General features: G+C 71.9%; 21 protein-coding genes. 14 read left to right on the top strand and 7 right to left on the bottom strand.

The features are described 5' to 3' along the window. The first annotated feature begins 229 nt into the window (after window positions 1-229). From IE267_RS06335 to IE267_RS06310, 6 genes are all read left to right on the top strand, one after another. Window positions 230-1,825 (top strand): pyridoxal phosphate-dependent decarboxylase family protein, encoded by a 1,596-nt coding sequence (locus tag IE267_RS06335; RefSeq protein ID WP_189762370.1) that lies wholly within the window; start codon window positions 230-232, stop codon window positions 1,823-1,825. A gap of 41 nt (window positions 1,826-1,866) precedes the next feature. Then, window positions 1,867-3,423: a phenylacetate--CoA ligase family protein gene (locus tag IE267_RS06330; protein ID WP_189762369.1), complete on the top strand. Its 1,557-nt coding sequence runs from the start codon at window positions 1,867-1,869 to the stop codon at window positions 3,421-3,423. 75 nt (window positions 3,424-3,498) lie between these two features. Continuing rightward, window positions 3,499-4,005, top strand: a complete 507-nt coding sequence (locus tag IE267_RS06325) for a DUF8788 domain-containing protein (RefSeq protein ID WP_189762368.1) — start codon at window positions 3,499-3,501, stop codon at window positions 4,003-4,005. A gap of 43 nt (window positions 4,006-4,048) precedes the next feature. Further along, window positions 4,049-4,849 carry a DUF8788 domain-containing protein gene (locus tag IE267_RS06320; protein WP_189762367.1) on the top strand — a complete coding sequence of 267 codons (801 nt, stop codon included), beginning with the start codon at window positions 4,049-4,051 and terminating at the stop codon, window positions 4,847-4,849. Between the two features lie 33 nt (window positions 4,850-4,882). After that, complete coding sequence (locus tag IE267_RS06315) at window positions 4,883-5,320, top strand: DUF8788 domain-containing protein (protein WP_167153947.1); 438 nt, start codon at window positions 4,883-4,885, stop codon at window positions 5,318-5,320. 23 nt (window positions 5,321-5,343) lie between these two features. Beyond that, the gene (locus IE267_RS06310; protein WP_167153945.1) at window positions 5,344-5,898 is read left to right on the top strand and encodes a DUF8788 domain-containing protein; all 555 of its coding nucleotides are present in this window, start codon (window positions 5,344-5,346) and stop codon (window positions 5,896-5,898) included. A gap of 93 nt (window positions 5,899-5,991) precedes the next feature. Here the strand turns inward: IE267_RS06310 and IE267_RS06305 are convergent, their stop codons facing one another. Both IE267_RS06305 and IE267_RS06300 read right to left on the bottom strand, forming a co-directional pair. Further along, on the bottom strand, window positions 5,992-7,152 hold the full coding sequence (locus tag IE267_RS06305) for a sensor histidine kinase (protein ID WP_167153943.1): 1,161 nt from the start codon (window positions 7,150-7,152) through the stop codon (window positions 5,992-5,994). Window positions 7,153-7,159: 7 nt separating this feature from the next. Then, entirely contained in the window at window positions 7,160-7,813 is a 654-nt protein-coding gene (locus IE267_RS06300) for a response regulator (protein WP_189762366.1), read from the bottom strand. Between the two features lie 156 nt (window positions 7,814-7,969). Between IE267_RS06300 and IE267_RS06295 the strand changes: the two genes are divergently transcribed. From IE267_RS06295 to IE267_RS06265, 7 genes are all read left to right on the top strand, one after another. Next, complete coding sequence (locus tag IE267_RS06295; RefSeq protein WP_189762365.1) at window positions 7,970-8,866, top strand: hypothetical protein; 897 nt, start codon at window positions 7,970-7,972, stop codon at window positions 8,864-8,866. Between the two features lie 393 nt (window positions 8,867-9,259). Beyond that, on the top strand, window positions 9,260-10,471 hold the full coding sequence (locus tag IE267_RS06290; RefSeq protein WP_189762364.1) for an ABC transporter substrate-binding protein: 1,212 nt from the start codon (window positions 9,260-9,262) through the stop codon (window positions 10,469-10,471). 10 nt (window positions 10,472-10,481) lie between these two features. Beyond that, complete coding sequence (locus IE267_RS06285; RefSeq protein WP_161246091.1) at window positions 10,482-11,375, top strand: ABC transporter permease; 894 nt, start codon at window positions 10,482-10,484, stop codon at window positions 11,373-11,375. Further along, a complete protein-coding gene (locus tag IE267_RS06280; RefSeq protein WP_167153934.1) occupies window positions 11,363-12,232 on the top strand; it encodes an ABC transporter permease in 870 nt (289 codons plus the stop codon). The genes IE267_RS06285 and IE267_RS06280 overlap by 13 nt, the downstream gene beginning before the upstream one ends. Then, the gene (locus IE267_RS06275) at window positions 12,232-13,281 is read left to right on the top strand and encodes an ABC transporter ATP-binding protein (protein WP_189762363.1); all 1,050 of its coding nucleotides are present in this window, start codon (window positions 12,232-12,234) and stop codon (window positions 13,279-13,281) included. The genes IE267_RS06280 and IE267_RS06275 overlap by 1 nt, the downstream gene beginning before the upstream one ends. Next, window positions 13,278-13,925, top strand: coding sequence for an HAD family hydrolase (locus IE267_RS06270; RefSeq protein WP_167153930.1), 648 nt, complete (start codon window positions 13,278-13,280; stop codon window positions 13,923-13,925). The genes IE267_RS06275 and IE267_RS06270 overlap by 4 nt, the downstream gene beginning before the upstream one ends. Before the next feature lie 10 nt (window positions 13,926-13,935). Further along, complete coding sequence (locus IE267_RS06265) at window positions 13,936-14,688, top strand: GntR family transcriptional regulator (protein WP_167153928.1); 753 nt, start codon at window positions 13,936-13,938, stop codon at window positions 14,686-14,688. Between the two features lie 37 nt (window positions 14,689-14,725). Here IE267_RS06265 and IE267_RS39430 read toward each other — a convergent pair whose 3' ends face one another. From IE267_RS39430 to IE267_RS06245, 5 genes are all read right to left on the bottom strand, one after another. Next, on the bottom strand, window positions 14,726-15,289 hold the full coding sequence (locus tag IE267_RS39430) for a phosphonate degradation HD-domain oxygenase (protein ID WP_229860774.1): 564 nt from the start codon (window positions 15,287-15,289) through the stop codon (window positions 14,726-14,728). Then, on the bottom strand, window positions 15,286-16,356 hold the full coding sequence (gene tmpA, locus IE267_RS06260; RefSeq protein ID WP_229860771.1) for a 2-trimethylaminoethylphosphonate dioxygenase: 1,071 nt from the start codon (window positions 16,354-16,356) through the stop codon (window positions 15,286-15,288). The genes IE267_RS39430 and tmpA overlap by 4 nt, the downstream gene beginning before the upstream one ends. Window positions 16,357-16,515: 159 nt before the next feature. After that, the gene (locus tag IE267_RS06255; RefSeq protein ID WP_189762362.1) at window positions 16,516-16,941 is read right to left on the bottom strand and encodes a guanyl-specific ribonuclease; all 426 of its coding nucleotides are present in this window, start codon (window positions 16,939-16,941) and stop codon (window positions 16,516-16,518) included. A 173-nt stretch (window positions 16,942-17,114) separates the two neighbouring features. Further along, a complete protein-coding gene (locus IE267_RS06250; protein WP_189762361.1) occupies window positions 17,115-18,029 on the bottom strand; it encodes an SDR family oxidoreductase in 915 nt (304 codons plus the stop codon). Window positions 18,030-18,041: 12 nt separating this feature from the next. After that, on the bottom strand, window positions 18,042-18,815 hold the full coding sequence (locus IE267_RS06245; protein ID WP_189762360.1) for an SDR family oxidoreductase: 774 nt from the start codon (window positions 18,813-18,815) through the stop codon (window positions 18,042-18,044). Between the two features lie 56 nt (window positions 18,816-18,871). On the opposite strand from IE267_RS06245, the gene IE267_RS06240 reads away from it, so the two are divergent. Further along, window positions 18,872-19,589: enoyl-CoA hydratase family protein (locus IE267_RS06240; RefSeq protein WP_189762359.1), on the top strand; the 718-nt coding region annotated here is incomplete at its 3' end.

Genomic DNA, 19,589 nt, shown 5'->3' with positions numbered 1-19,589 from the left:
TCCCTGCCCGCCGCTTTCCCTTTCCGTTTCACATTCCCACCGCGCCGTGCCGGCCGGCGGCCCCGCCTCGACCCCGCGGGCCCCGAGCATCGTCCCGCGAGCGCGTCTCGACCAGACGCGCCGGGACCTTCCGGCCCTTTCCCGCGATTCCTCGACGTTTCTCATTCGTCCCGTCAGCCTCTGGCCATCGCCATGCCCAAAAACGTCACCTTCTTCAGAGGAGATCCCGTTGACGGATTACCGGTCGGAGTACCCCTTCGGCGTGCGGCACGACGGCCCGGAGCCAGCCTCCGCGGCGGCGGAGCCCGGGTCCTCGCCACCGCGTGCGACGGGCACGCTCGAAAGCGGCCTGCCGCTCGACGCGTTCGACGCCCGGCTCTTTCGCGAGCAGTCCGAGACGGTCGTGGCCAAGCTGGAGAAGCATCTGTCCGACGTTTCGATCAGAGGGCTCGACCTGACCGACCCCGCGGCGCTCGCGGACGCGGCACGGGCGCTGATGACGACGGAGCGCACCGGGATCGCGCCGTTCGACGAGCGCAAACTCGCCGGGATCGTCGACCTGTACATCAGGACCGGCATCCAGGTGCACTCGCCCGGCTACATGGGGCGGCAGTTCTCGGGGGTCGTGCCGCTATCCGGGGTGATCGACTTCGTGAGCTCGGTCGTCAACCAGCCGTCCTCGTTCTACGAGGCCGCCCAACTCCCCAGCGTGGCCGAGCGGATCATGGCGGAGGAGCTGAACGCCTTCATCGGCTGGGAGCGGGACGGGTTCGCGATGGTGACCACGTCCGGGGGCTCGCTCGCCAATCTCACGGCGCTGCTCGCGGCCCGCAACCAGGCCTTCCCCGGGTTCTGGTCCGAGGGCGGCTCGGGTCTGGCGGGACAGCCGAGGCCCGCCGTCGCGGTCGGGGACGACGTCCACTACAGCGTGGCGCGGGCGGCCGGGGTGATGGGCATCGGCGACGCGCAGATCGTGCGGCTCCCCCTGAACGAACGGCACCAGATCTGTGTGGAGCGGGCGCGCGGAGTGCTGGACGCGGCCGCGCGGCGGGGCCTGAAGGTGTTCTGCCTCGTGGCGTCGTCGGGCACCACCGCGATGGGCGCCTTCGACCCGCTGGACGAGCTCGGCGACCTCGCCCGCGAGCGGGGCCTGTGGCTGCACGTGGACGGCGCGCACGGGGCGAGCCTGCTGGTGTCCGACGAACTGCGGCACAAACTGCGGGGGATCGAGAAGGCGGACTCCCTGACCTGGGACGCGCACAAGATGCTGTTCACGCCCGCGCCCTGCACGCTGCTGTTCTACCGGAACAAGGAGAACAGCCTCGGAGCGTTCCGCCAACGGGCGAGTTATGTGTTCGACGAGGAACCGGACATCTATACGGCACTGGACAGCGGCGAGAAGAACTTCGAATGCACCAAGCGTCCGATGATCATGCCGTTGTGGACGCTGTGGGCCGTGTACGGCAGGGCACTGTTCGCGCGGAAGATCGAGTATCTGTGCCGGCTGACGGCCGACGCCCATCGCATCCTCGTGCGGGAAAGCGACTTCGAGACGCTGCACTGCCCGGAGGCGAACATCCTGTGCTTCCGCTTTCGGCCCGCGGGGCTCGGCGACGAGGACGTGCACGACGTCCAGGTGGAGATCCGGAACCGGATCAAATCCGAGGGGAACTTCCTCATCTCGAAGGTCGACGTGCATGAAGTCGCCGCTCTGCGCGTCGTCATGATGAACCATCAGGTCACTTCCGAGCACTTCCGCATGCTGCTCGGCGAAATCCGCAGGGTCGGACGGGATCTGCTCCGTCAGAACCGGCCGTCCCGGTGAAGAGGAACGGAAAGGCACCCACGAAGAAGGAAGGGCCGTCCATGACGTCAGTTTTCGAGCCGCAGTCCCAGGTGGCGCCCGGAGATGCCACGGAGCTGGCGGACCGGCTCATACCGGACTGGGAAGTGAAGCCGGGGTCCGCGGCGGTCGTTCCGCATCTCGACTCGTTCGCCGGGAAGATCCGTGAATGCGAGCGGATCTGCCGGACCCCGTACAGCGAGCTCCCGCACGCCGTGCAGAACGCGTTGACGCTGCGCCGGCTGCAGCAGATGGTCAACACGTGTCGGCTGAATCCGCTGTGGCGGGACCGGCTCACCGAGGGCGGCATCACGGGCGCGCCGGCCACCTTCGAGGAATGGCAGCGCATTCCGCTGTCCGACAAGGACACCCAGCGCGACTTCTTCATGGGAGAGCGGCCCGGAATGGTGGTTCCGCTCGGCCACGGCGGATTCGAGGTCGTGGCGAGCGGCGGCACCAGTGGCGGACGTCCGCTGGAAATCGTCTACTCCTTGCGGGAGTTGCGCGACACCTATGAGATCGCCGGTCATTTCATGGGGACCTATCAGCTCGCCGCGTATCTGCGGGGCACCGACCCCAAGTGGCTGTACACGACGCTGGCCGATTACCAGATGTGGAGCAGCGGCACCATGGTGGGCGGTGTTCTGCAGAACGTGCCGGGCGTCAACTACATCGGGGCGGGACCGGTCTCCGCCGGGGTCCTTGAGCACATGTTCTCCTATCCGGGGCCCAAGGCCCTGATGGGCATCACCGCGGGCATCGCGATCCTCGGCGAACTGGGCGCGGGCCTGAGCCGCGAGGCCCGGGACAGCTTCCGGGTCGCCCTGTACGGGAGCGGGGTGCTGCCGCAGCGCAAGCGGGCCGAGCTCCAGGCGATGTATCCGAACCTGGCGATCCTCAGCTATTTCGCGGCCACCCAGGCCGAGACCATCGGGCTCCAACTGCACGCCGAATCACCGTACTTGGCGTCGGTCCCGGGGCTGCACCTGGTGGAGATCGTGGACGACGAGGGCCGCTGGGTGGGCGACGGCGAGGAGGGGGAGCTCGTCGTGACGCGGCTGCACGCCCATGAGGCGCCGCTCCTGCGGCTCAAGCTGGGCGACCGGATGATCCGCCGGCCCCGCCTGGACGGGCCGGGGCTCAAGACGTCGCAGTTCGAGTTCGCGGGGCGCACCGGTGACGTGCTGCACCTGGCCGACAGCCAGTACTCGGCGGCCCGCGCCTATGACGCGCTCCGCGAGGAACTGAGCGCGACGACCGGGGTCGACCTGGGCGAGGTGGCGCACGAGGTGCAGTTCGTCAACCACCGCGAGGAGCGGCTCATCACGCTGTTCGCCGCGGTGGACGACGTGCCGGGGCTGAGCTTCCGGTTCGACAGGGCGCTCGGACCGTACGGGCTCCAGCGCGTGTTCGTGAACGCGGTGCCGCGCGCGCTGTCCCTCTTCAACCAGGGCGAGGCGAACCCGCTGTCGGTCGAGCGGACCGGCTACCGCTTCCAGGTCGCGTTCGTCCCGCGCTCCTCCCCCGAGATCGAGCGGACGGCGGTCGGGAAGGTGCCGCTGGTGCGGGACCGGGGCTAGGGCACGACGCGCACGCAAGACGCACGACGCACGACGCACGGACGTATCGGCGGGACAACGAGAACAGGAGTGAGGATGAACCCGAAAGTCAACATCGTGGTGGTGGTGGACGTCATCGGGGCGCTCTCGGACGGCACCCTGCTCAACGGCAACCTCTGCATGATCGACGACGGTGAGCAGAGCACCGGCCAGGGGACGCCCGAGCTGTGCACGGTGGTCCGGCCCGGCCAGGTCGTCACCTGGTCGGCGCTCGCGGTCGACCTGCAGACCCCGGTCGAGATCAAGGGCATCACCTTCCTCGGCGCGGACGCGGAGGACGGGGACGCGGACGCGGAGGCCACGGACGCGGGCGCAGGTGCAGGTGCAGGCGCGGACGGACGGAACGGTCAGAGCGGGCAGAACGGTCGGGGCGGGCGGAACGGGCACGGCCCGGAGCGGCACAACCCCGAGCTGGAGGTGTGGAGCGGGGTGGTGCCCCAGCTGGCTCCCGGGGTGGCCCATCAGTACCGCCTGGAGGTGCAGATGTACGAGGGCGAGCACAGCACCCTGCACATCGCGTCGCCCGCGCTGATGTGTCAGTGACCGCACGGCAGACGAGCGCAAACCCAACGAGGAAGGTGGGCCCATGCCCCAGCAGTTAGCGGTCATCGTGCTCGTGGACGTCGGCAACGCGCTGGAGTCCCGGACGCTGGACGGCAACACGTACCTGTTCGACAACATGAAGTTGCAGGGCTCGGAGAACCAGGGCACCGGCGAACTGGTCACGGCGATCAGCGGCTCCTACTGGAGCGACGGTTCGCAGGCCAGTGAGCAGGTCCTCAACTGGCTTCCGTACAGCCTGGGTTCGATCCCGCCGACGGTGCCGCGCGGCTACGAGGCCGAGCGGGCCCGGCAGACCGACGAGCAGGCCCTGACCGAACTCGACCACTTGGCGGCCACGTCGGGCACGAGCGGCACGGACGCGGCGGCCGAGCTGAGCCGAATCCGGCAGAGCGCGGGCCGGCGCGTGAAGACGACCCGGCGCACCCGGGGCCGGCTCTCGGGCCAGAAGGTCCTGGACGTGACCGGCAAGGTGGTGTCCGACGGCGGTACGCAGGCGCACAGTTACCCGGCGCCGGTGATCACCGACATCTACGGGCAGGCCGTGGACGAGAAGGTCATCTATCCCGCCGAGTACGGCTCCCCGGATCTGGTGACCGACGGCTGGTACTGGTCGGCGACGGTCGACACCTCCCGGCCGGGCACCTACGCGTACACGATGCGTATCCAGCTCCACCAGCTGGTGGAGCAGGGCGGCGAGTCGCTGTGGGAGCCGGTGAACCTGACGTGCGAGTCGAAGATCAGGGTCACCACGGAGCCCAAGCGCAACGCCTTCACCAAGGCGGGCCTCGGACTGCTGCCCGTCCCGCCGCGCGCGTTCTCGTAGACATCCCTGACCGGCAAGGACGAGGAGGAGCAGATGACGACGAAACCGAAGCTGCGGGAGAGCCTGACCGCCGCCAGGCGGCCGATCTCCATCACCGCCGTGGTGGACTGCGTGGGGGCGCTGGCCTCCCACAGCGTGCACGGTCACCTGTATCTGTACGACACCAACAAGGCGGGCGGCTCGACCGGGTTCGGCACCGAGGAGCTGCGCACCAAGGTGCGCCGCGGTGACCAGCTGCTGTGGAACGTGCTGGCCCTGGAGTGCGAGGCGTTCGTCAGCATCGACGACATCGTGATCGACCGTGCGGTGGTCGAGCCGGAGCGCAGGACCTATCCGGGTACCGATGTCGCGTACTGGATCGGCACGGTGAAGCGGGACGACATCCTGGAGGCGCCGTACCGGATCAAGTTCCGCGTGGGCACGCGGACCGAGCCCGTCACGACCACGCTGTCGCCGGCCCTGTTCGGCTGAACGCCGTGTCCGAAGGAGGAGCGTTGAGCACCAGCACGCGCACCAGCGAGGTGGAGAAGCAGAACCCCGGTCAGCTGAACTCCGTACAGCTGAACATCGTGACGCTCGTGAACATGGGGCGGGCCGTGCGGACGGGTTCGCTGAAGGACTCCCTGTTCATGATGGACAACAGCGTGGGCGGCACCGGCCAGGGCACGCATCGGCTGGAGACGGTCTGCAAGCAGGGCCAGGTCCTGAACTGGATCATCCGGCCGGTCGACATGGAGAAGCGCCCCGACGGCACCTGGCCGCCGATGCCGAAGATCAGCAGCCTGGTCTTCCTCGACACCGAGAAGGGGGACGAGGAGGACGTCAGCGAGCGGAAGATCTGCACCGAGCTGAAGATCTACGGGATGCCGGACCGGATGCGCGACCCCTTCACCCCGGTCTACTACTACTGGGCCGGCACGGTCCTGAGCACCACACGGCCCGGGGTGTACCGCTACCGGCTCGTGGTGGAGCTGGAGCAGGACGGCAAGAAGGAGAAGCTGTATCTGAACACCGTCGAGCACCCTTCGATCCGCGTGCTCGCGGTCTGACCGGCCCCCTTCACGCCCCGGCCGCCCCCGCATCGGTGGCCGGGGTACGGGCGGGTCCGGCGGGTCCGGTCGCCCCGGCCCGCCGGGCCCGTCCTACAGCCGTGCGCGGGGGTCGTCGTCCAGCGGCAGGACGGCGGTGACCTGCCAGCCGCCCTCGGGTGCGGGGCCGGTGGCGAGCGCGCCGCCCATCGCGGTGACGCGTTCGGTCAGGCCGGCGAGGCCGAAGCCGCCGCCGCGGGCCTGTTCGGCGAGGGCGGCCGCGCTGGAGCCGTCGTCGGACACGCGCACTTCGAGGCCGCTGGGCGTGGTGCGGATGGCGATGCGTACGGCGGTGGCGTCGGCCGCGTGTTTGCGCACGTTGGTGAGGGCTTCGCGCACCACGCGGTGGGCGAGGGCCGCGGCGTCCCCGGGCAGCCGCTCCTCCAGGCCGGTCTCGATGGAGAGGACGGCCGGGGGGCCGGCTCGGGAGAAGCGGGCGGCGAGTTCGCGGACCTGGGTGATCCCGGCGACCGGTTCGGTCTCGGGGTCGCCCTCGCGCAGCACCCGCACCAGGCGGCGCATCGCGCCGAGCGCCTCGCCGCCGGCCTCCTCGATGCGGGCGAAGGACTCGGCGGCGCGCTCCCCGGAGACGGCGGTGAAGCGGGCGGCCTGCGCCTGGACGACGATGCCGGTGACGTGGTGGGCGATCAAGTCGTGCAGTTCCCGGGCGAGTTCGATGCGCTCGGCGGTCCGTACGGCCTCCAGGTCGCGGACGCGCTGGTCCGACTGGGCGCGCATGAGGAGCGAGAACGCGGTGACCACCACGGCGAGGACCGCGAAGAGCAGGGTGAACCGGCCGGGGTCGGCGTCGCGCACCGGGGCCGCCACGCAGCCGAGGCCGAGGACCGGGCCGAGGACGGCGGCGGTGCGGGCGGGCGCGTACAGCAGCACGGAGGAGAGCAGCACCAGCAGGGCGATCGCCTCGCCCATGCCCCAGACGGCTTCGGGCCGGTCGGCGAGGAGCAGGGCGGTGGCGGTCCAGCTGACGGCGGCCGCCGTCCAGGCGCGCGGGACCAGCGCGATCCTCGCCCACGGCACCGCGCACAGGCACACCACGATGCCGGCGCTCCACACGATGGCGTGCGGGCGGGTGGGCTGGCGGGCGAGCGCGACGCCTTCGTAGGTGACGAGGGCGACGAGGACGGCGGCGAGCAGCGGGCGGGCGCAGGCGGCGGCCCGGGGGTGGTGGCGCAGCCAGCTGCGTACGGGGCTCACGGGCGGCTCATGCGGCGCTCGTGGCGAGTCCGCTCTCCCAGGCCCAGGCGGCGATCTCGACGCGGTTGCGGGCGCCGAGCTTGCCCTGGACGTTGGCGAGGTGGGTCTTCACGGTGGACAGGGAGACGTACAGTTCGGCGGCGATCTCCGCGTTGGTGGCGCCGCGGGCCAGGCAGCGCACGACGTCGCGCTCGCGTTCGGTGAGCGGCTCGGCGGGTTTGCGCACGCCGTCGGCGGGGCGGGCGGAGGCGAGTTCCTTCAGGAGCCGCACGGTGATGGCGGGCGAGACGAGGGAGTCCCCGGCGGCCGCGGCACGTACCGCTTCGACGAGCATTTCGGGACTGGCGTCCTTCAGGAGGAAGCCGGAGGCGCCGCCGTGCAGGGCGGCGTGGACGTACTCGTCGAGGTCGAAGGTGGTGCAGATGACGATGCGGGGGCGGTCGCGGCCGGCCAGGCGGCGGGTGACTTCGAGGCCGTCGAGGCCGGGCATCCTGATGTCGAGGAGCAGCACGTCGGGCTGGAGGCGCTCGACGGCTTCCAGGGCGGCGTGCCCGTCGACGACGTCGGCGACCACCTCGATGTCGGACCTGCTCTCCAGGATCATGCGGAACCCGGTCCGGACCATTTCCTGGTCGTCCGCGATGACCACTGTGATCGACATGCCCCTATATGACCAGGTTCGGACGGAGGCCCGCAAATTCGGGACGCCCGGCCGGGCCGGGCCGGACGGCGGCCCGTCCCTCTGCGCGGGCGGTCCCCCGCACGGGCGGCCCCCTTACAGTGGAATCCGGTCCGCGGTCCGGAACGGGGTGGCAGCGTGGGCGTCGCGTCGAGCCCGGTGGTGCACGGCTATCCGCACCTGGCCACCGTGCGTGCGGCCATCACCGCGCTGCACAGACGGCTCTCCTACGACGGGCTGCACGGGTACGCGACGAGCGTGCTGCCGGCCGACGTGGCCTTCGCCGACCACGACGACCTGCACCTGGGCGCGCAGCGGGTGGCCCGTGCGCTGGTCCAGCACCTGCACCTGCCCAATGCCCGCATGATCGTGGGCTTTCGCGAGATGCAGCACGCGGCGAGCGTCGAACTGGCCGCGGGGCCCGAGTACTTCATCGAGCTGAACGACCGGTTCCGCAGCCACCGCCGTGACATCGGGGCCGCGCTGGCGCACGAGATCACGCATGTGCTGCTGCACCGCCTGGACCTGTCGTTCCCCGGGACCCGGGACAACGAGATCCTCACCGACACCGTGACGACGTATCTGGGGGCGGGCTGGCTGCTGCTCGACGCGTTCCGCGAGGACGCGGTGACCAGCCAGAAGCTGGGCTATCTGACCCCGGAGGAGTTCGGGTACGTCCTGGCCAAGCGGGCGGAGTTGTTCGGCGAGGACCCCTCGCCCTGGTTCACCAGCCCGCAGGCCTACCCCGCGTACACGGCGGGCGCGGCCCTGGCGCGCCGGGACGGGCAGCACCCGCCGCTGACCGCGGCGGGCTGGTCGGGCCGGCGGCGCTACGCCAAGGACCGCCGTCACGCCCAGGAGCACGGCGGCACCCGGGCGGACCCCGGCTCCCCCTACGCCTTCGAGCCCGGCCCGGACGGGCTGCGGGTCCGCTTCGCCTGCCCGACCTGCCACCAGCGCATCCGGGTCCCGGTGCGCGGCCGGGTCCGGGCCCGCTGCGGCCTGTGCCGCACGGTCCTGGAGTGCGACACGTAGTCCCTCGCGGGGTGCGGGGCCCTGCGGGGTGCGGGGCGGTACGGGGTGCGGGGCCCCTGCGGGGTGCGGGTCCGCCTATTTGCGCAGTTCGCCGCGCCCCCGGGCTTTCCCCCACCCCGCCCCTTCCCGCAACCCTCCGGGGGTGAGTGCGTCGGCTGCGGACCGTGCGTGGCTGGTCGCGCAGTTCCCCGCGCCCCTAAATGCCTGGTGCGGGCCAGCACCGGAGCATTTCAGCCCGTCCGGCGATTGAGGACGAGCGCCGTTCAGGCGCGAACGGGGTCTGGGGCTGAGCCCCAGGGGGTTGGAACCGGCCAAGTCGTGACCGGATCCGTCCGCCAACCGCATCGCCCCCGCCGCCCGGCGTTAACCGGCCAGACATCCACCCCCTTCGTAATGGAGTTGTCTGTACAACAGTTGTCCGTACAACTTGGAGCTCCCGTGATCGCCCCCCGTATACGCACCGCAGGCCTCGCCGTGACCCTGGCCGCCTCCGCGTTCGCCCTCGCCGCCTGCGGCGCCAAGTCCGGGGCGTCCAGCGCCGCGGCCGACTCCGGCAAGAGCGGCAAGAGCCTCGCGACCGCGGCCTCCCTCCAGGACGCGGGCGGCATGGACGCCCTGATCGCCGCCGCGAAGAAGGAGGGCACGCTGAACGCGATCGCCATCCCGCGCGACTGGGCCAACTACGGCGCGATCATCGACGGCTTCCAGAAGAAGTACGGCGTGAAGGTGTCCGTCGAGAACCCGGACGGGGCCAGCGCGGACGAGATCAACGCGGTCAAGACCCGCAAGGGCCAGGACCGCGCCCCCGACGTCCTCGACCTCGGCGCCTCCTTCGCGCAGTCCGCGGGCGAGCAGGGTCTGACCGCCCCGTACAAGGTCGCGGGCTTCGACAAGATCCCGGCGACCCAGAAGGACGCGCAGGGCCGGTGGTTCAACGACTACGGCGGCTACGTCTCCATCGGCTGCGACGCGGGCCGCGTCAAGGTGTGCCCGACGACCTTCGCCGATCTGCTCAAGCCCGAGTACAAGGGCCAGGTCGCGCTCAACGGCAACCCCACCAAGTCCGGTTCGGCCTTCGCCGGGGTGTACGCGGCGTCCCTCGCCAACGGCGGCTCGCTCGACGACATCCAGCCCGGCCTCGACTTCTTCGCCAAGCTGAAGAAGGCCGGGAACTACAACCCGGTGGAGTCCACCCCGGCCACGGTCGAGAAGGGCGAGACCCCGATCAGCATCGACTGGGACTACCTGAACGCCGGCTACGCCGACCAGTTCAGGAGCAAGGGCCTGAACTGGAAGACCGCGGTGCCCTCCGACGGCGTCTACGCCCAGTACTACTCGCAGGCCATCAACAAGGACGCCCCGCACCCGGCCGCCGCCCGCCTGTGGCAGGAATACCTGTACTCGGCCGAAGGCCAGAACCTGTGGCTGAAGGGATACGCCCGCCCGGCGCTCATGGCCGCCATGGACAAGGACGGCACGCTCGACAAGGCCGCCGCCGCCAAGCTTCCGCAGGTCTCCGGCACCCCCACCTTCCCCACCGAGGCGCAGAACACCAAGGCGAAGACCACCCTCGCCGGCGGCTGGGCCAAGGCGATCTCGGGCTGATCACTCCATCATGACCGTCGCCACCACCTCAACACCCGCCGCAGCGGCGGCAGTTGAGCGGCCCAAGGAACGCCGGGGCCGCAGGCGCCCCGGCGCCTGGCTCGCCGCGCTCCCGCTGCTCGCCTTCGTCGCGCTCGCCTTCGGGCTGCCGGCCCTCGCCATGCTGAACGGCGCGCTGTCCGTCGACGGCTCGTACGGGCTCGGCAATCTGAGCCAGTCCGTGCAGGGCGCCTACTGGACGGCGCTGCTCGGCAGCGTGAAGCTCGCGGCCACCACGGCGGCCATCGCCGCCGTGCTCGGGCTGCTGCTCGCACAGGCCGTCGTCACCTCGCGCGGCAAGGCGCTGCGCGAGGCCGTGCTCACCGCATCGGGCGTGCTCGCCAACTTCGGCGGGGTGCCGCTCGCCTTCGCGTTCGTCGCCACGCTCGGCAACGCGGGCGTCCTCACCACCAAGCTGGGCCTGGCCGATCACGGCTGGAGCCTCTACAGCTTCTGGGGACTGGCCCTGACCTATCTCTACTTCCTCATCCCGCTGATGGTGCTCACCGTGGCACCGGCCCTGGACGGGCTGCGCCCGCAGTGGCGCGAGGCCGCCCGGAGCAGCGGGGCGAGCGCCTGGCAGTACTGGCGTCACGTCGGCATCCCGGTGCTGCTGCCCACGCTGCTCGGCGGGTTCGTGCTGCTGTTCGGCAGCGCGTTCGCCGCGTACGCCACGGCCGCCTCGATGGTGGGCAGTTCGGTGCCGCTCGTCACCATGCAGATCGCGGACGCGCTGTCCGGGAACGTGCTGGTGGGCCAGGAGAACGTGGCGCTCGCACTCAGCCTCGACATGGTGATCGTCGCGCTCCTGGTGATGGCCGTCCATCTGCCCCTCCAGCGAAGGAGCGCCCGATGGCTCGCCTGACGCATCCGCTGCGCCCCTGGCGCGGCGCGGTCCTGCTGATCGCAGGTGCCTACTTCGCGGTGCCGCTGCTCGCCTCCCTGGTGTTCACGGTGGACGTGCCCGGGCAGGGCTTCACCCTGGACTCGTACACGCAGATCTTCGGCGCCGACGGGTTCACCGCGGCCCTGCTCAGGTCGCTCGGGCTCGCGCTGGCCACCGTGGCGCTCGCCCTGCTCCTGACACTGCCCGCCGCGCTCGCAGTGCGTCTTTCCGGCTCGGGGCGGCTGCGGGCAGTGCTCGAAGTGGTGTGCACCCTGCCGCTCGTGGTGCCGCCGGTCGCCCTGGTCGCGGGTCTTGGCACGGTCCTCAAGTGGGGGCCGGACCATCTGGCGACGACCCCGCTGTACGAGACGTTCGTGGCGATCCAGAACCCGTCGTTCCCGCTGGTCCTGGTCTTCGCGTACGTCGTGATGGCGCTGCCGTTCGTGTACCGCTCCCTGGAGGCGGGTTTGCGGGCGGTGGACGTGCGCACCCTGGTGGAGGCGGCCCGCGATCTGGGGGCGTCGTGGCCGCGGGCGCTGTTCACGGTCGTGCTGCCCAATCTGCGCACCGCGCTGCTCAACGCCTCGTTCCTGGCGCTCGCTCTGGTGCTCGGCGAGTTCACGGTGGCCTCGCTGCTCGGATTCCAGCCGTTCGCGGTGTGGATCGTGCAGGCCTCCGGCGCCAACGCCCAGCTGTCGGTGGCGGTTTCGCTGCTCAGCCTGCTGCTGACCTGGGGGCTGCTGCTCGTCCTGACCGGCCTCGCCCGCACCCGGGGCGGCCGTGGCGCCCGCACGACGGGTGCGACCCGCACGATTCGTAAGAAGGAAGCCGTCTGATGACCACCGCACCGCCGCGCACCGGCACCGCCCTCACGATCCGGGGCCTGCGCCGCACGTTCGGGCCGACCGTGGCCCTCGACGGGCTCGACCTCGACGTCGCGCCCGGTGAACTCCTGGCGCTGCTCGGCCCGTCCGGCTGCGGCAAGACCACCGCGCTCCGCGTCCTCGCGGGCTTCGAGCGGCCCGACGCGGGCGAGGTGCTGCTCGACGGGGAGGACATCGTGCCGGTGCCGGCCAACCGGCGCGACACCGGGATGGTCTTCCAGTCCTACAGCCTCTTCCCGCATCTGAGCGCGGCCGACAACGTGGCGTTCGGGATGCGGATGCGCAAGGTCCCCGCAGCCCAACGGCGCTCCCGGGCAGCCGAGTTGCTGGAGCTCGTCGGTCTGCCCGAACACGGCGGACGCTTTCCGCACCAGCTGTCCGGCGGGCAGCAGCAGCGCGTCGCGCTGGCCCGGGCGCTTGCCCTCCAGCCGAGGCTGCTGCTCCTGGACGAGCCGCTCTCCGCGCTCGACGCCAAGGTCCGCGTCCAGTTGCGCGAGGAGATCCGACGGCTCCAGCTGGAGCTCGGCATCACGACCGTGTTCGTCACCCACGACCAGGAGGAGGCCCTGTCGATGGCCGACAAGGTCGCGGTGATGCGCGGCGGCCGGCTCGAACAGTGCGCCGCCCCGGCCGAGTTGTACGACCGTCCGGCGACCGCGTTCGTGGCGTCCTTCATCGGGACGATGAACCGCATCCCCGGCGCGGTCGCCTCCGACGGCCTCGCCGAGGTGCTCGGCGTACGCCTGCCGGTGGACGGCCCGGCGACCGGGACGGTGTTCCTGCTGCGCCCGGAGGCCCTGGAGGTGACGGAGGGCGGCCCCGACACGGTGCTCAGCAGCGCCTTCCACGGCGCGAACACCCGCCTTTCGGTGCGCCTCGCGGACGGCACCGAGGTCAAGGCCGATCTGCCCTCCCACGCCGCCGGGTCCTTCGGTGCGGGTGCCCGCGTCACCGTCGTGCCCCAGCGGCGGCCCGTCCTCGCGGCCGGTGAGGCCGCATGAGCGGGCTGCGCGCGGTCCTGTTCGACATGGACGGCACCCTCGTCGACACGGAAGAGGCCTGGGTCGAGGTGGTCGAGCAGGTCGCGTCCCGCTACGGCCACGCGCTGGTCGGTGAGCGGCGCCGGTCGGTGTACGGGCGCTCGGTGGAGGACACCGCCGAGCTGCTGCACGCGTCCCTGTGCGCGCCGCGCGAGCGCCTGGCCGACGAGCTGGGGGCGGGTTTCACCGCGCGCCTCGCCGACGGCGCCGAGCCCCGGCCGGGCGCCCTCCGACTCCTGCGCGTGCTGCGGGAGTCGGGGGTCCTGACCGCGCTGGTGTCCGCGTCGCCGCGGGCGATCGTGCGCCGGGTGGCGACCTCGCTCGACGGCCACCGCTTCGACGCGGTGTACGGGGCCGAGGACACCGAGCGCACCAAGCCGGCGCCCGACCCGTATCTGGCGGCGGCCGCGGCGCTCGGCGCGGACCCGGCAAGCTGTGTGGCGGTGGAGGACACCGCGACGGGCGTCGCCTCGGCGGAGGCGGCGGGCTGCGTGGTCCTCGCGGTGCCGTCGGTGGAGCCCATCGCACCCGCCCGGGGGCGGACGGTGGTGACTAGTCTGGAGGAGGCGGACCTCACCTTGCTCCGCTCACTGATTGGCAGTTGAGGGGGCCGGGGTGTCCAGCAAGTCGCCGCTCTACCGGAAAGTGGCCGGGGATCTGCGGACCGCCATAGCGGCGGGCGAGTACGGTTCGGGCGCGCGGCTGCCCGCCGAGGACGAACTCGCCCGCCGCTACGGCGTGTCCCGGGGTACGGTCCGCCAGGCGCTCGCGGCGCTGCGCGCGGACGGCCTGGTGACCTCGCGGCGCGGCGCGCGGCGGGTGGTGCTCGGCGGGGCGGCCCGGCTGCAGAGCTTCGCGGAGCTCAGGTCGTTCTCGCGGTGGGCCCGTTCGTTGGGCGAGGAGCCCGGCGGGCGCACCGTGGCCGTCGACCCGGCGCGGGCCACCGAGGAGGAGGCGCACCACCTGCAAGTGGCCGAGGGGGCACGGGTGTTCAGGGTGCGGCGGGTGCGGACTCTGTCCGGCGCGCCGGTGATGGTGGAGCGCACCACCTACCCGGAGCGGATCGGCGAGCTGGTGGCCGCGCTGCCGGTGGACGCGGTGTCGCATTCCGAGCAACTGGAGCTGCACGGCGTCCTGTTCACCGATGCCCATCACACCATCGACGTGCTGCCCGCGGACCCGGACGACGCCGAGCTGCTCGGCTGCCCGCCCGGTCGGGCGCTGCTGCGCGAACGCCGGCGCTCCACCGACCCGGCGGGCACTCCGGTGGAGTGGTCCGAGGACCGCTATCTGCCGGGGACGGTGGCGTTCACGGTGCACAACTCGACGGCGACCAGCGCCCTTGGACGCCGGCTCGGCGAGGACTGAGCCCGCCGGGCCGGGTCGGCCTTCCCACCCCGGCCGCTCAGGCCGATGCGTGGTCCGGCTTCAGGAGGCCTTCGAGCAGCGGCCTGAAGTGCTCGAAGCCGGGCGTCGGGCGGTCCGGGTCCTTGGCCCGTTCGTCCCAGCGCCGCACCGCGACGGCGTCCCTGGCCCCCGGGTGCGCGGCGAACGCGCGGGCCTGCTCGGGCGACATGGGGCCGCCCTGTACCCGGAGGGTGTGCACGGAGGCCTCGGACAGCAGGGCGAAGTAGCCGGGTTCCACGGTGCACAGGTAGCGCTTGGCGGCGACGTGCAGCCGTACGGGTTCGGTGACCTCGGGTCCGAAGAACCTCCCGAGCCAGTCGGCGCCGGTGTGGCTGTGCCGGTTGTCGTGGCCGCCCTCCATCAGGTCGCGTCCGGTCACGGCGCCGTGGAAGTGTCCGACGTCGTGCAGCAGGGCCGCCGCCACCAGGTGCGCGGGTGCGCCCGCCTCCTCGGCGAGCGCCCCGGCCTGGAGCATGTGCTGGGCCTGGGTGACGGCCTCGCCGAGGTATTCGGCGCTGCCCTCGCCCGCGAAGAGGTCCGCGAGCCGGTCGAGCGGGTTCACGCGGCGGCCTCCTCGCGGCGCAGCACGGCGAGGGTCGAGGCGAGGCCGTCGAGGTCGGCGTAGGCGCCCTGGAGGTGGCGGCGTCCGGACTCCTCGAAGGCCGTACGGGCGTGCAGCAGCCGGGTGTTGTCGAAGACGAGGCAGTCGCCGGGGGCGAGGCGGAAGTCGAGCTGGAGCTCGGGCCGCAGCAGGATCTCGCCGAACCGGCGGTAGGCGGCGTAGAACGCGTCGAGCCGTTCCGGGCCGTAGGAGAGCGTGGCGATGGAACGGTTGTTGAAGCGGATCTCCCGGATGCGGCCGAGCGGGTCGGCGGCGATCAGCGGCCGGTCGGCGCGCAGCTCGGTGTGTGCGTCGGCGAACGTGAACGGGACCGGGGTGCGGGTCAGCACGTCGAAGTCGGCGGGCGACTCCTCGCGCAGCAGGGCCGCGGCCCGGAAGCCGTCGACGAGGCCCGAGTCGCCGCCGCGGGCGTCGTTGGCCAGGCAGTGCAGGAGCTGGAGGGTGGGTACCGGGTCGCGGTAGGGGTTGTCGGTGTGCGGGGTGATGCGGGCGCCGGTGAAGGCGAGGTTGTTGGGATCGGCCTCGACGCGGACCTCGAAGAGTTCGCCGTAGTTCGTCTCGCGCACGTAGCCGAACGTACGCGCCACGTCGAGGACTTGGCGGTCGTGCCGCGGTACGTCGCGCAGCAGCACGAAGCCGAGCCGCACGACCTGTTCCAGGGCGCGGGCCCGTACGCGGGGGTCGGCCGTGTAGGCGTCCCAGCCGGCCTCGGGGAGCCGGCCGTTCAGTTCGGCGGCGGCCCACAGCTCCTTGGCGTCCTCGGTGCGGCCGTCGCCGTCCGGCCCGGTGGGCTCGTCCAGCCAGGCCTGTGCGTACACCGAGACGTGCCCGTCCGGTGCCCAGACGATCTCGCGGGCCGGGGTTCCGTCGCTGCTGCGCACCGCGCGCTCGGAGGCGATGGCGAGTGCCGCCGGGAGCTCGGTGATCTGGAAGAGCTTCTGACCGTTGCGCGGGTCCCTGCAGCGCGTACAGGGGCAGTTGTCGCGCAGCCAGACGGGGTGGTGCATGGGTGGTCTCCTGCCGGATTCGGCAAAGTTGTCCAGACAACTTCGGACGCGCCCGAGCCTGGCAGCCGTGCATGGCCTGCCGGTTGCCGGCAGATGGACGAACGGAAACCCGCGCCCCCGGAGAGGGGGAGCGGGTTTCCGGTGTCGTGAAGTGCCGGGTCAGCAGCCGAAGTCGACCAGCCGGAAGGTGGCGTAGTGGTCGGCGGTGTAGTAGTCCTCCTGGGACTTCTCGCCCGTGATGATCCGGCGGGTGCCGCGCGTCGGCGCACCCGGCGTGATCACGGTGTACTCGTGGTAGTAGCCGCTGCTCTGCTGGGGCAGTACGCCCTCACGGTTCTGGAAGACGACACCGTCCTGCGAGTACGGGAACGGGCCGCCCTGGTCGATGAGGTTCAGGGTGTCGTGCGCCTGCGAGGGCAGGGCGGAGTAACAGACGCTGCCGACCGACTGCACGGACGCGGAGGCGGCGTTGGCGATGACGGCCGTGGGGGTGGCCGAAGCGGTGCCGGCGACGGGGCCGGCGAGGAGGGCTGCGGCGACGGCGACGGCCGCGCCGAGGGCTTTGAAGCGTGGGGGGATCGTCATGTCCGCCATGATGACGCGCGTAGAGCGGGGCCCGTCAACGCCAACTCGGCTGATTTTCCTCCCTGTTAACCCGATCCGCCGGACGCGTAACGGAGGGGCCACGAGGGGTTAAGGCGCTCGCAACCCAAGATCGTCCACCTCGGCCCACCGGGCCGCCCGGGACCTACCGGGGCCTACCGGGACCCGTACACCACCCCCGGACTCTCCGACTCCGCGAGGAGTTTCAGGGCCGCCTCGCCCGCCTCGCGCGGCGTCCAGCGGGCTCCCTTGTCGCTGGTCGGGCCCGGCCGCCAGCCCTCCATCACGGTGATGCGGCCCGCCTCCGCCTCGAAGACCCGGCCGGTGACGCCCTCGCTCGCGGCCGAGCCCAGCCAGACCACGAGGGGCGAGACGTTCTCCGGGGCCATCGCGTCGAAGGCCGCCGCGTCGTCCGGCGCGGCCATGGTCTCGGCGAACGTCCCCTCGGTCATTCGGGTGCGGGCCGCCGGGGCGATCGCGTTGACCTGGATGCCGTAGCGGCCCATCTCGGCCGCGGCCACCAGGGTGAGCCCCACGATCCCGGCCTTCGCGGCGCTGTAGTTGCCCTGCCCGACCGAGCCCAACAGGCCTGCTCCGGAGCTGGTGTTGACCACACGCGCGGCGATTTCGCGCCCCGCCTTCGCCTCGGCGCGCCAGTGGGCGGCGGCATGCCTGAGGGGCAGGAAGTGGCCCTTCAGGTGAACGCGCATCACCGCGTCCCAGTCGTCCTCGTCGAGGTTGACCAGCATCCGGTCCCGCAGGAACCCCGCGTTGTTGACCAGGGTGTGCAGCGCGCCGAAGGCCTCGACGGCCGTGGCGACGAGCGACGCCGCGCCCTCGGTCGTCGCGATGTCGCCCCCGTGCGCCACGGCCTCGCCGCCCGCGGCGCGGATCTCGTCCACCACCGCCCGCGCGGGCCCGCCACTGCCGCCCCCGCCGTCCGGGGCCACCCCCAGGTCGTTGACGACGACCCGCGCGCCCTGCTCAGCGAACGCCAGCGCATGCGCCCGGCCGAGCCCCCGCCCCGCGCCGGTCACGGCCACGACCCGGCCCTCGCACAATCCGCTCATCTTCCGTTCCCCTCAGCCTCGTTGATCGCTTCGGTCGACCCCGGCCGCGTCCAGGAAGGCGGGGCGTTCGCCGCCGCCGTGGACGAGCAGGGAGGCGCCGCTGATGTAGGCCGCGCCGGGCGACGCGAGGAAGACGGCGGCGGCGCCGACCTCCTCGGGCTCGGCGAGCCGGCCCAGCGGCACGGTCGTGCCGACCCGTGCGACGCCTTCCGCGTCGCCGTAGTGCAGTGCGCTCAGTTCGGTGCGGACCATCCCGAGCACGAGCGTGTTGACGCGCACCTCGGGCGCCCACTCGACCGCCATCGAGCGGGCGAGGCCTTCCAGGCCCGCCTTCGCGGCGCCATAGGCGGCCGTCCCCGGCGAGGGCCGCACCCCGCTGACGCTGCCGATCATCACGACCGACCCGTGCGCGGCCCGCAGGAACGGCCGGGCGGCCAGTGAGGCGGTGAGCGGAGCCACCAGATTCAGCTCGACGACCCGGGCGTGACGCTCGGCCTCGCCCTCGTCGAGCAGCCGGTAGGGCGTGCCGCCCGCGTTGTTGACCAGGACGTCCAGACGCCCGTGGTCGGCCGCGACGCCGGCGAAGAAGTCCCGTACGGCAGCGCCCTCGCGCAGGTCGAGCGGGCGGAACTCCGCCTGGCGGCCGTCCCGTTCGACCGGCTCGTCGGGTGGTCTGCGGGCGCAGACGACGACGTCGGCGCCCGCCCCGAGGAACGCCCTCGCGATCCCCGCGCCCACGCCCCGGGTGCCACCGGTGACGACGACTGCCTTCCCGGCCAGCTCCATCCGCTGCTACCTTCCTGACCTAACAAATGTTTGGTGGAAAGGTAGCTGATCCGCCCATGGGTGTCTCCACCGCAAGCACCGCGAAGGGCATTTGCCTCGTCACGGTCGACTTCCCACCCGTCAACGCCCTTCCCGTACAGGGCTGGTACGACCTCGCCGACGCGGTCCGCGCGGCCGGGCGCGACTCCGAGAACCGGTGCGTGGTGCTCGCCGCCGAAGGCCGGGGCTTCAATGCCGGGGTCGACATCAAGGAGATGCAGCGCGACCCCGGCCACACCGCCCTCATCGGCGCGAACCGTGGCTGCTACGAGGCCTTCGCCGCGGTGTACGAGTGCGAGGTGCCGGTCGTCGCCGCGGTCGGCGGGTTCTGCCTGGGCGGCGGCATCGGCCTGGTCGGCAACGCGGACGCGATCGTGGCGAGCGAGGACGCCGTCTTCGGCCTGCCCGAGCTGGACCGGGGCGCGCTCGGGGCCGCCACCCACCTCGCCCGCCTGGTCCCCCAGCACCTGATGCGGGCGCTCTACTACACCTCGCGGACCGTGACGGCCCAGGAACTGCACGCCCACGGCTCGGTGTGGCAGGTCGTCCCGCGCGCCCAACTGATGCACGCGGCAATGGAGTTGGCGGCCGAGATCGCACGCAAGGACGGCACCCTGATCCGCCTCGCCAAGGCCGCGATCAACGGCATCGACCCGGTGGACGTACGCCGCAGCTACCGCTTCGAGCAGGGCTTCACCTTCGAGGCGGGCCTCAGCGGTGTCGCCGACCGCGTCC

The organism is Streptomyces xanthochromogenes (assembly GCF_014650455.1).
Taxonomy (GTDB): Bacteria; Actinomycetota; Actinomycetes; order Streptomycetales; family Streptomycetaceae; genus Streptomyces; species Streptomyces xanthochromogenes.
The sequence above is the reverse complement of the archived record's forward strand: the minus strand, read 5'-3'. Positions and strand labels throughout refer to the sequence as shown.

What these genes read in the sequence shown, in the direction of transcription:
- IE267_RS06315 (WP_167153947.1), top strand. Translation starts at nt 4,883, where the DNA reads ATGACGACGAAACCGAAGCTGCGGGAGAGCCTGACCGCCGCCAGGCGG.
- IE267_RS06330 (WP_189762369.1), top strand. Translation starts at nt 1,867, where the DNA reads ATGACGTCAGTTTTCGAGCCGCAGTCCCAGGTGGCGCCCGGAGATGCC.
- IE267_RS06320 (WP_189762367.1), top strand. Translation starts at nt 4,049, where the DNA reads ATGCCCCAGCAGTTAGCGGTCATCGTGCTCGTGGACGTCGGCAACGCG.
- tmpA (WP_229860771.1), bottom strand. Translation starts at nt 16,356, where the DNA reads ATGCACCACCCCGTCTGGCTGCGCGACAACTGCCCCTGTACGCGCTGC.
- IE267_RS06280 (WP_167153934.1), top strand. Translation starts at nt 11,363, where the DNA reads ATGGCTCGCCTGACGCATCCGCTGCGCCCCTGGCGCGGCGCGGTCCTG.
- IE267_RS06275 (WP_189762363.1), top strand. Translation starts at nt 12,232, where the DNA reads ATGACCACCGCACCGCCGCGCACCGGCACCGCCCTCACGATCCGGGGC.
- IE267_RS06250 (WP_189762361.1), bottom strand. Translation starts at nt 18,029, where the DNA reads ATGAGCGGATTGTGCGAGGGCCGGGTCGTGGCCGTGACCGGCGCGGGG.
- IE267_RS06300 (WP_189762366.1), bottom strand. Translation starts at nt 7,813, where the DNA reads ATGTCGATCACAGTGGTCATCGCGGACGACCAGGAAATGGTCCGGACC.
- IE267_RS06255 (WP_189762362.1), bottom strand. Translation starts at nt 16,941, where the DNA reads ATGACGATCCCCCCACGCTTCAAAGCCCTCGGCGCGGCCGTCGCCGTC.
- IE267_RS06325 (WP_189762368.1), top strand. Translation starts at nt 3,499, where the DNA reads ATGAACCCGAAAGTCAACATCGTGGTGGTGGTGGACGTCATCGGGGCG.
- IE267_RS06245 (WP_189762360.1), bottom strand. Translation starts at nt 18,815, where the DNA reads ATGGAGCTGGCCGGGAAGGCAGTCGTCGTCACCGGTGGCACCCGGGGC.
- IE267_RS06270 (WP_167153930.1), top strand. Translation starts at nt 13,278, where the DNA reads ATGAGCGGGCTGCGCGCGGTCCTGTTCGACATGGACGGCACCCTCGTC.
- IE267_RS06290 (WP_189762364.1), top strand. Translation starts at nt 9,260, where the DNA reads ATGGAGTTGTCTGTACAACAGTTGTCCGTACAACTTGGAGCTCCCGTG.
- IE267_RS06285 (WP_161246091.1), top strand. Translation starts at nt 10,482, where the DNA reads ATGACCGTCGCCACCACCTCAACACCCGCCGCAGCGGCGGCAGTTGAG.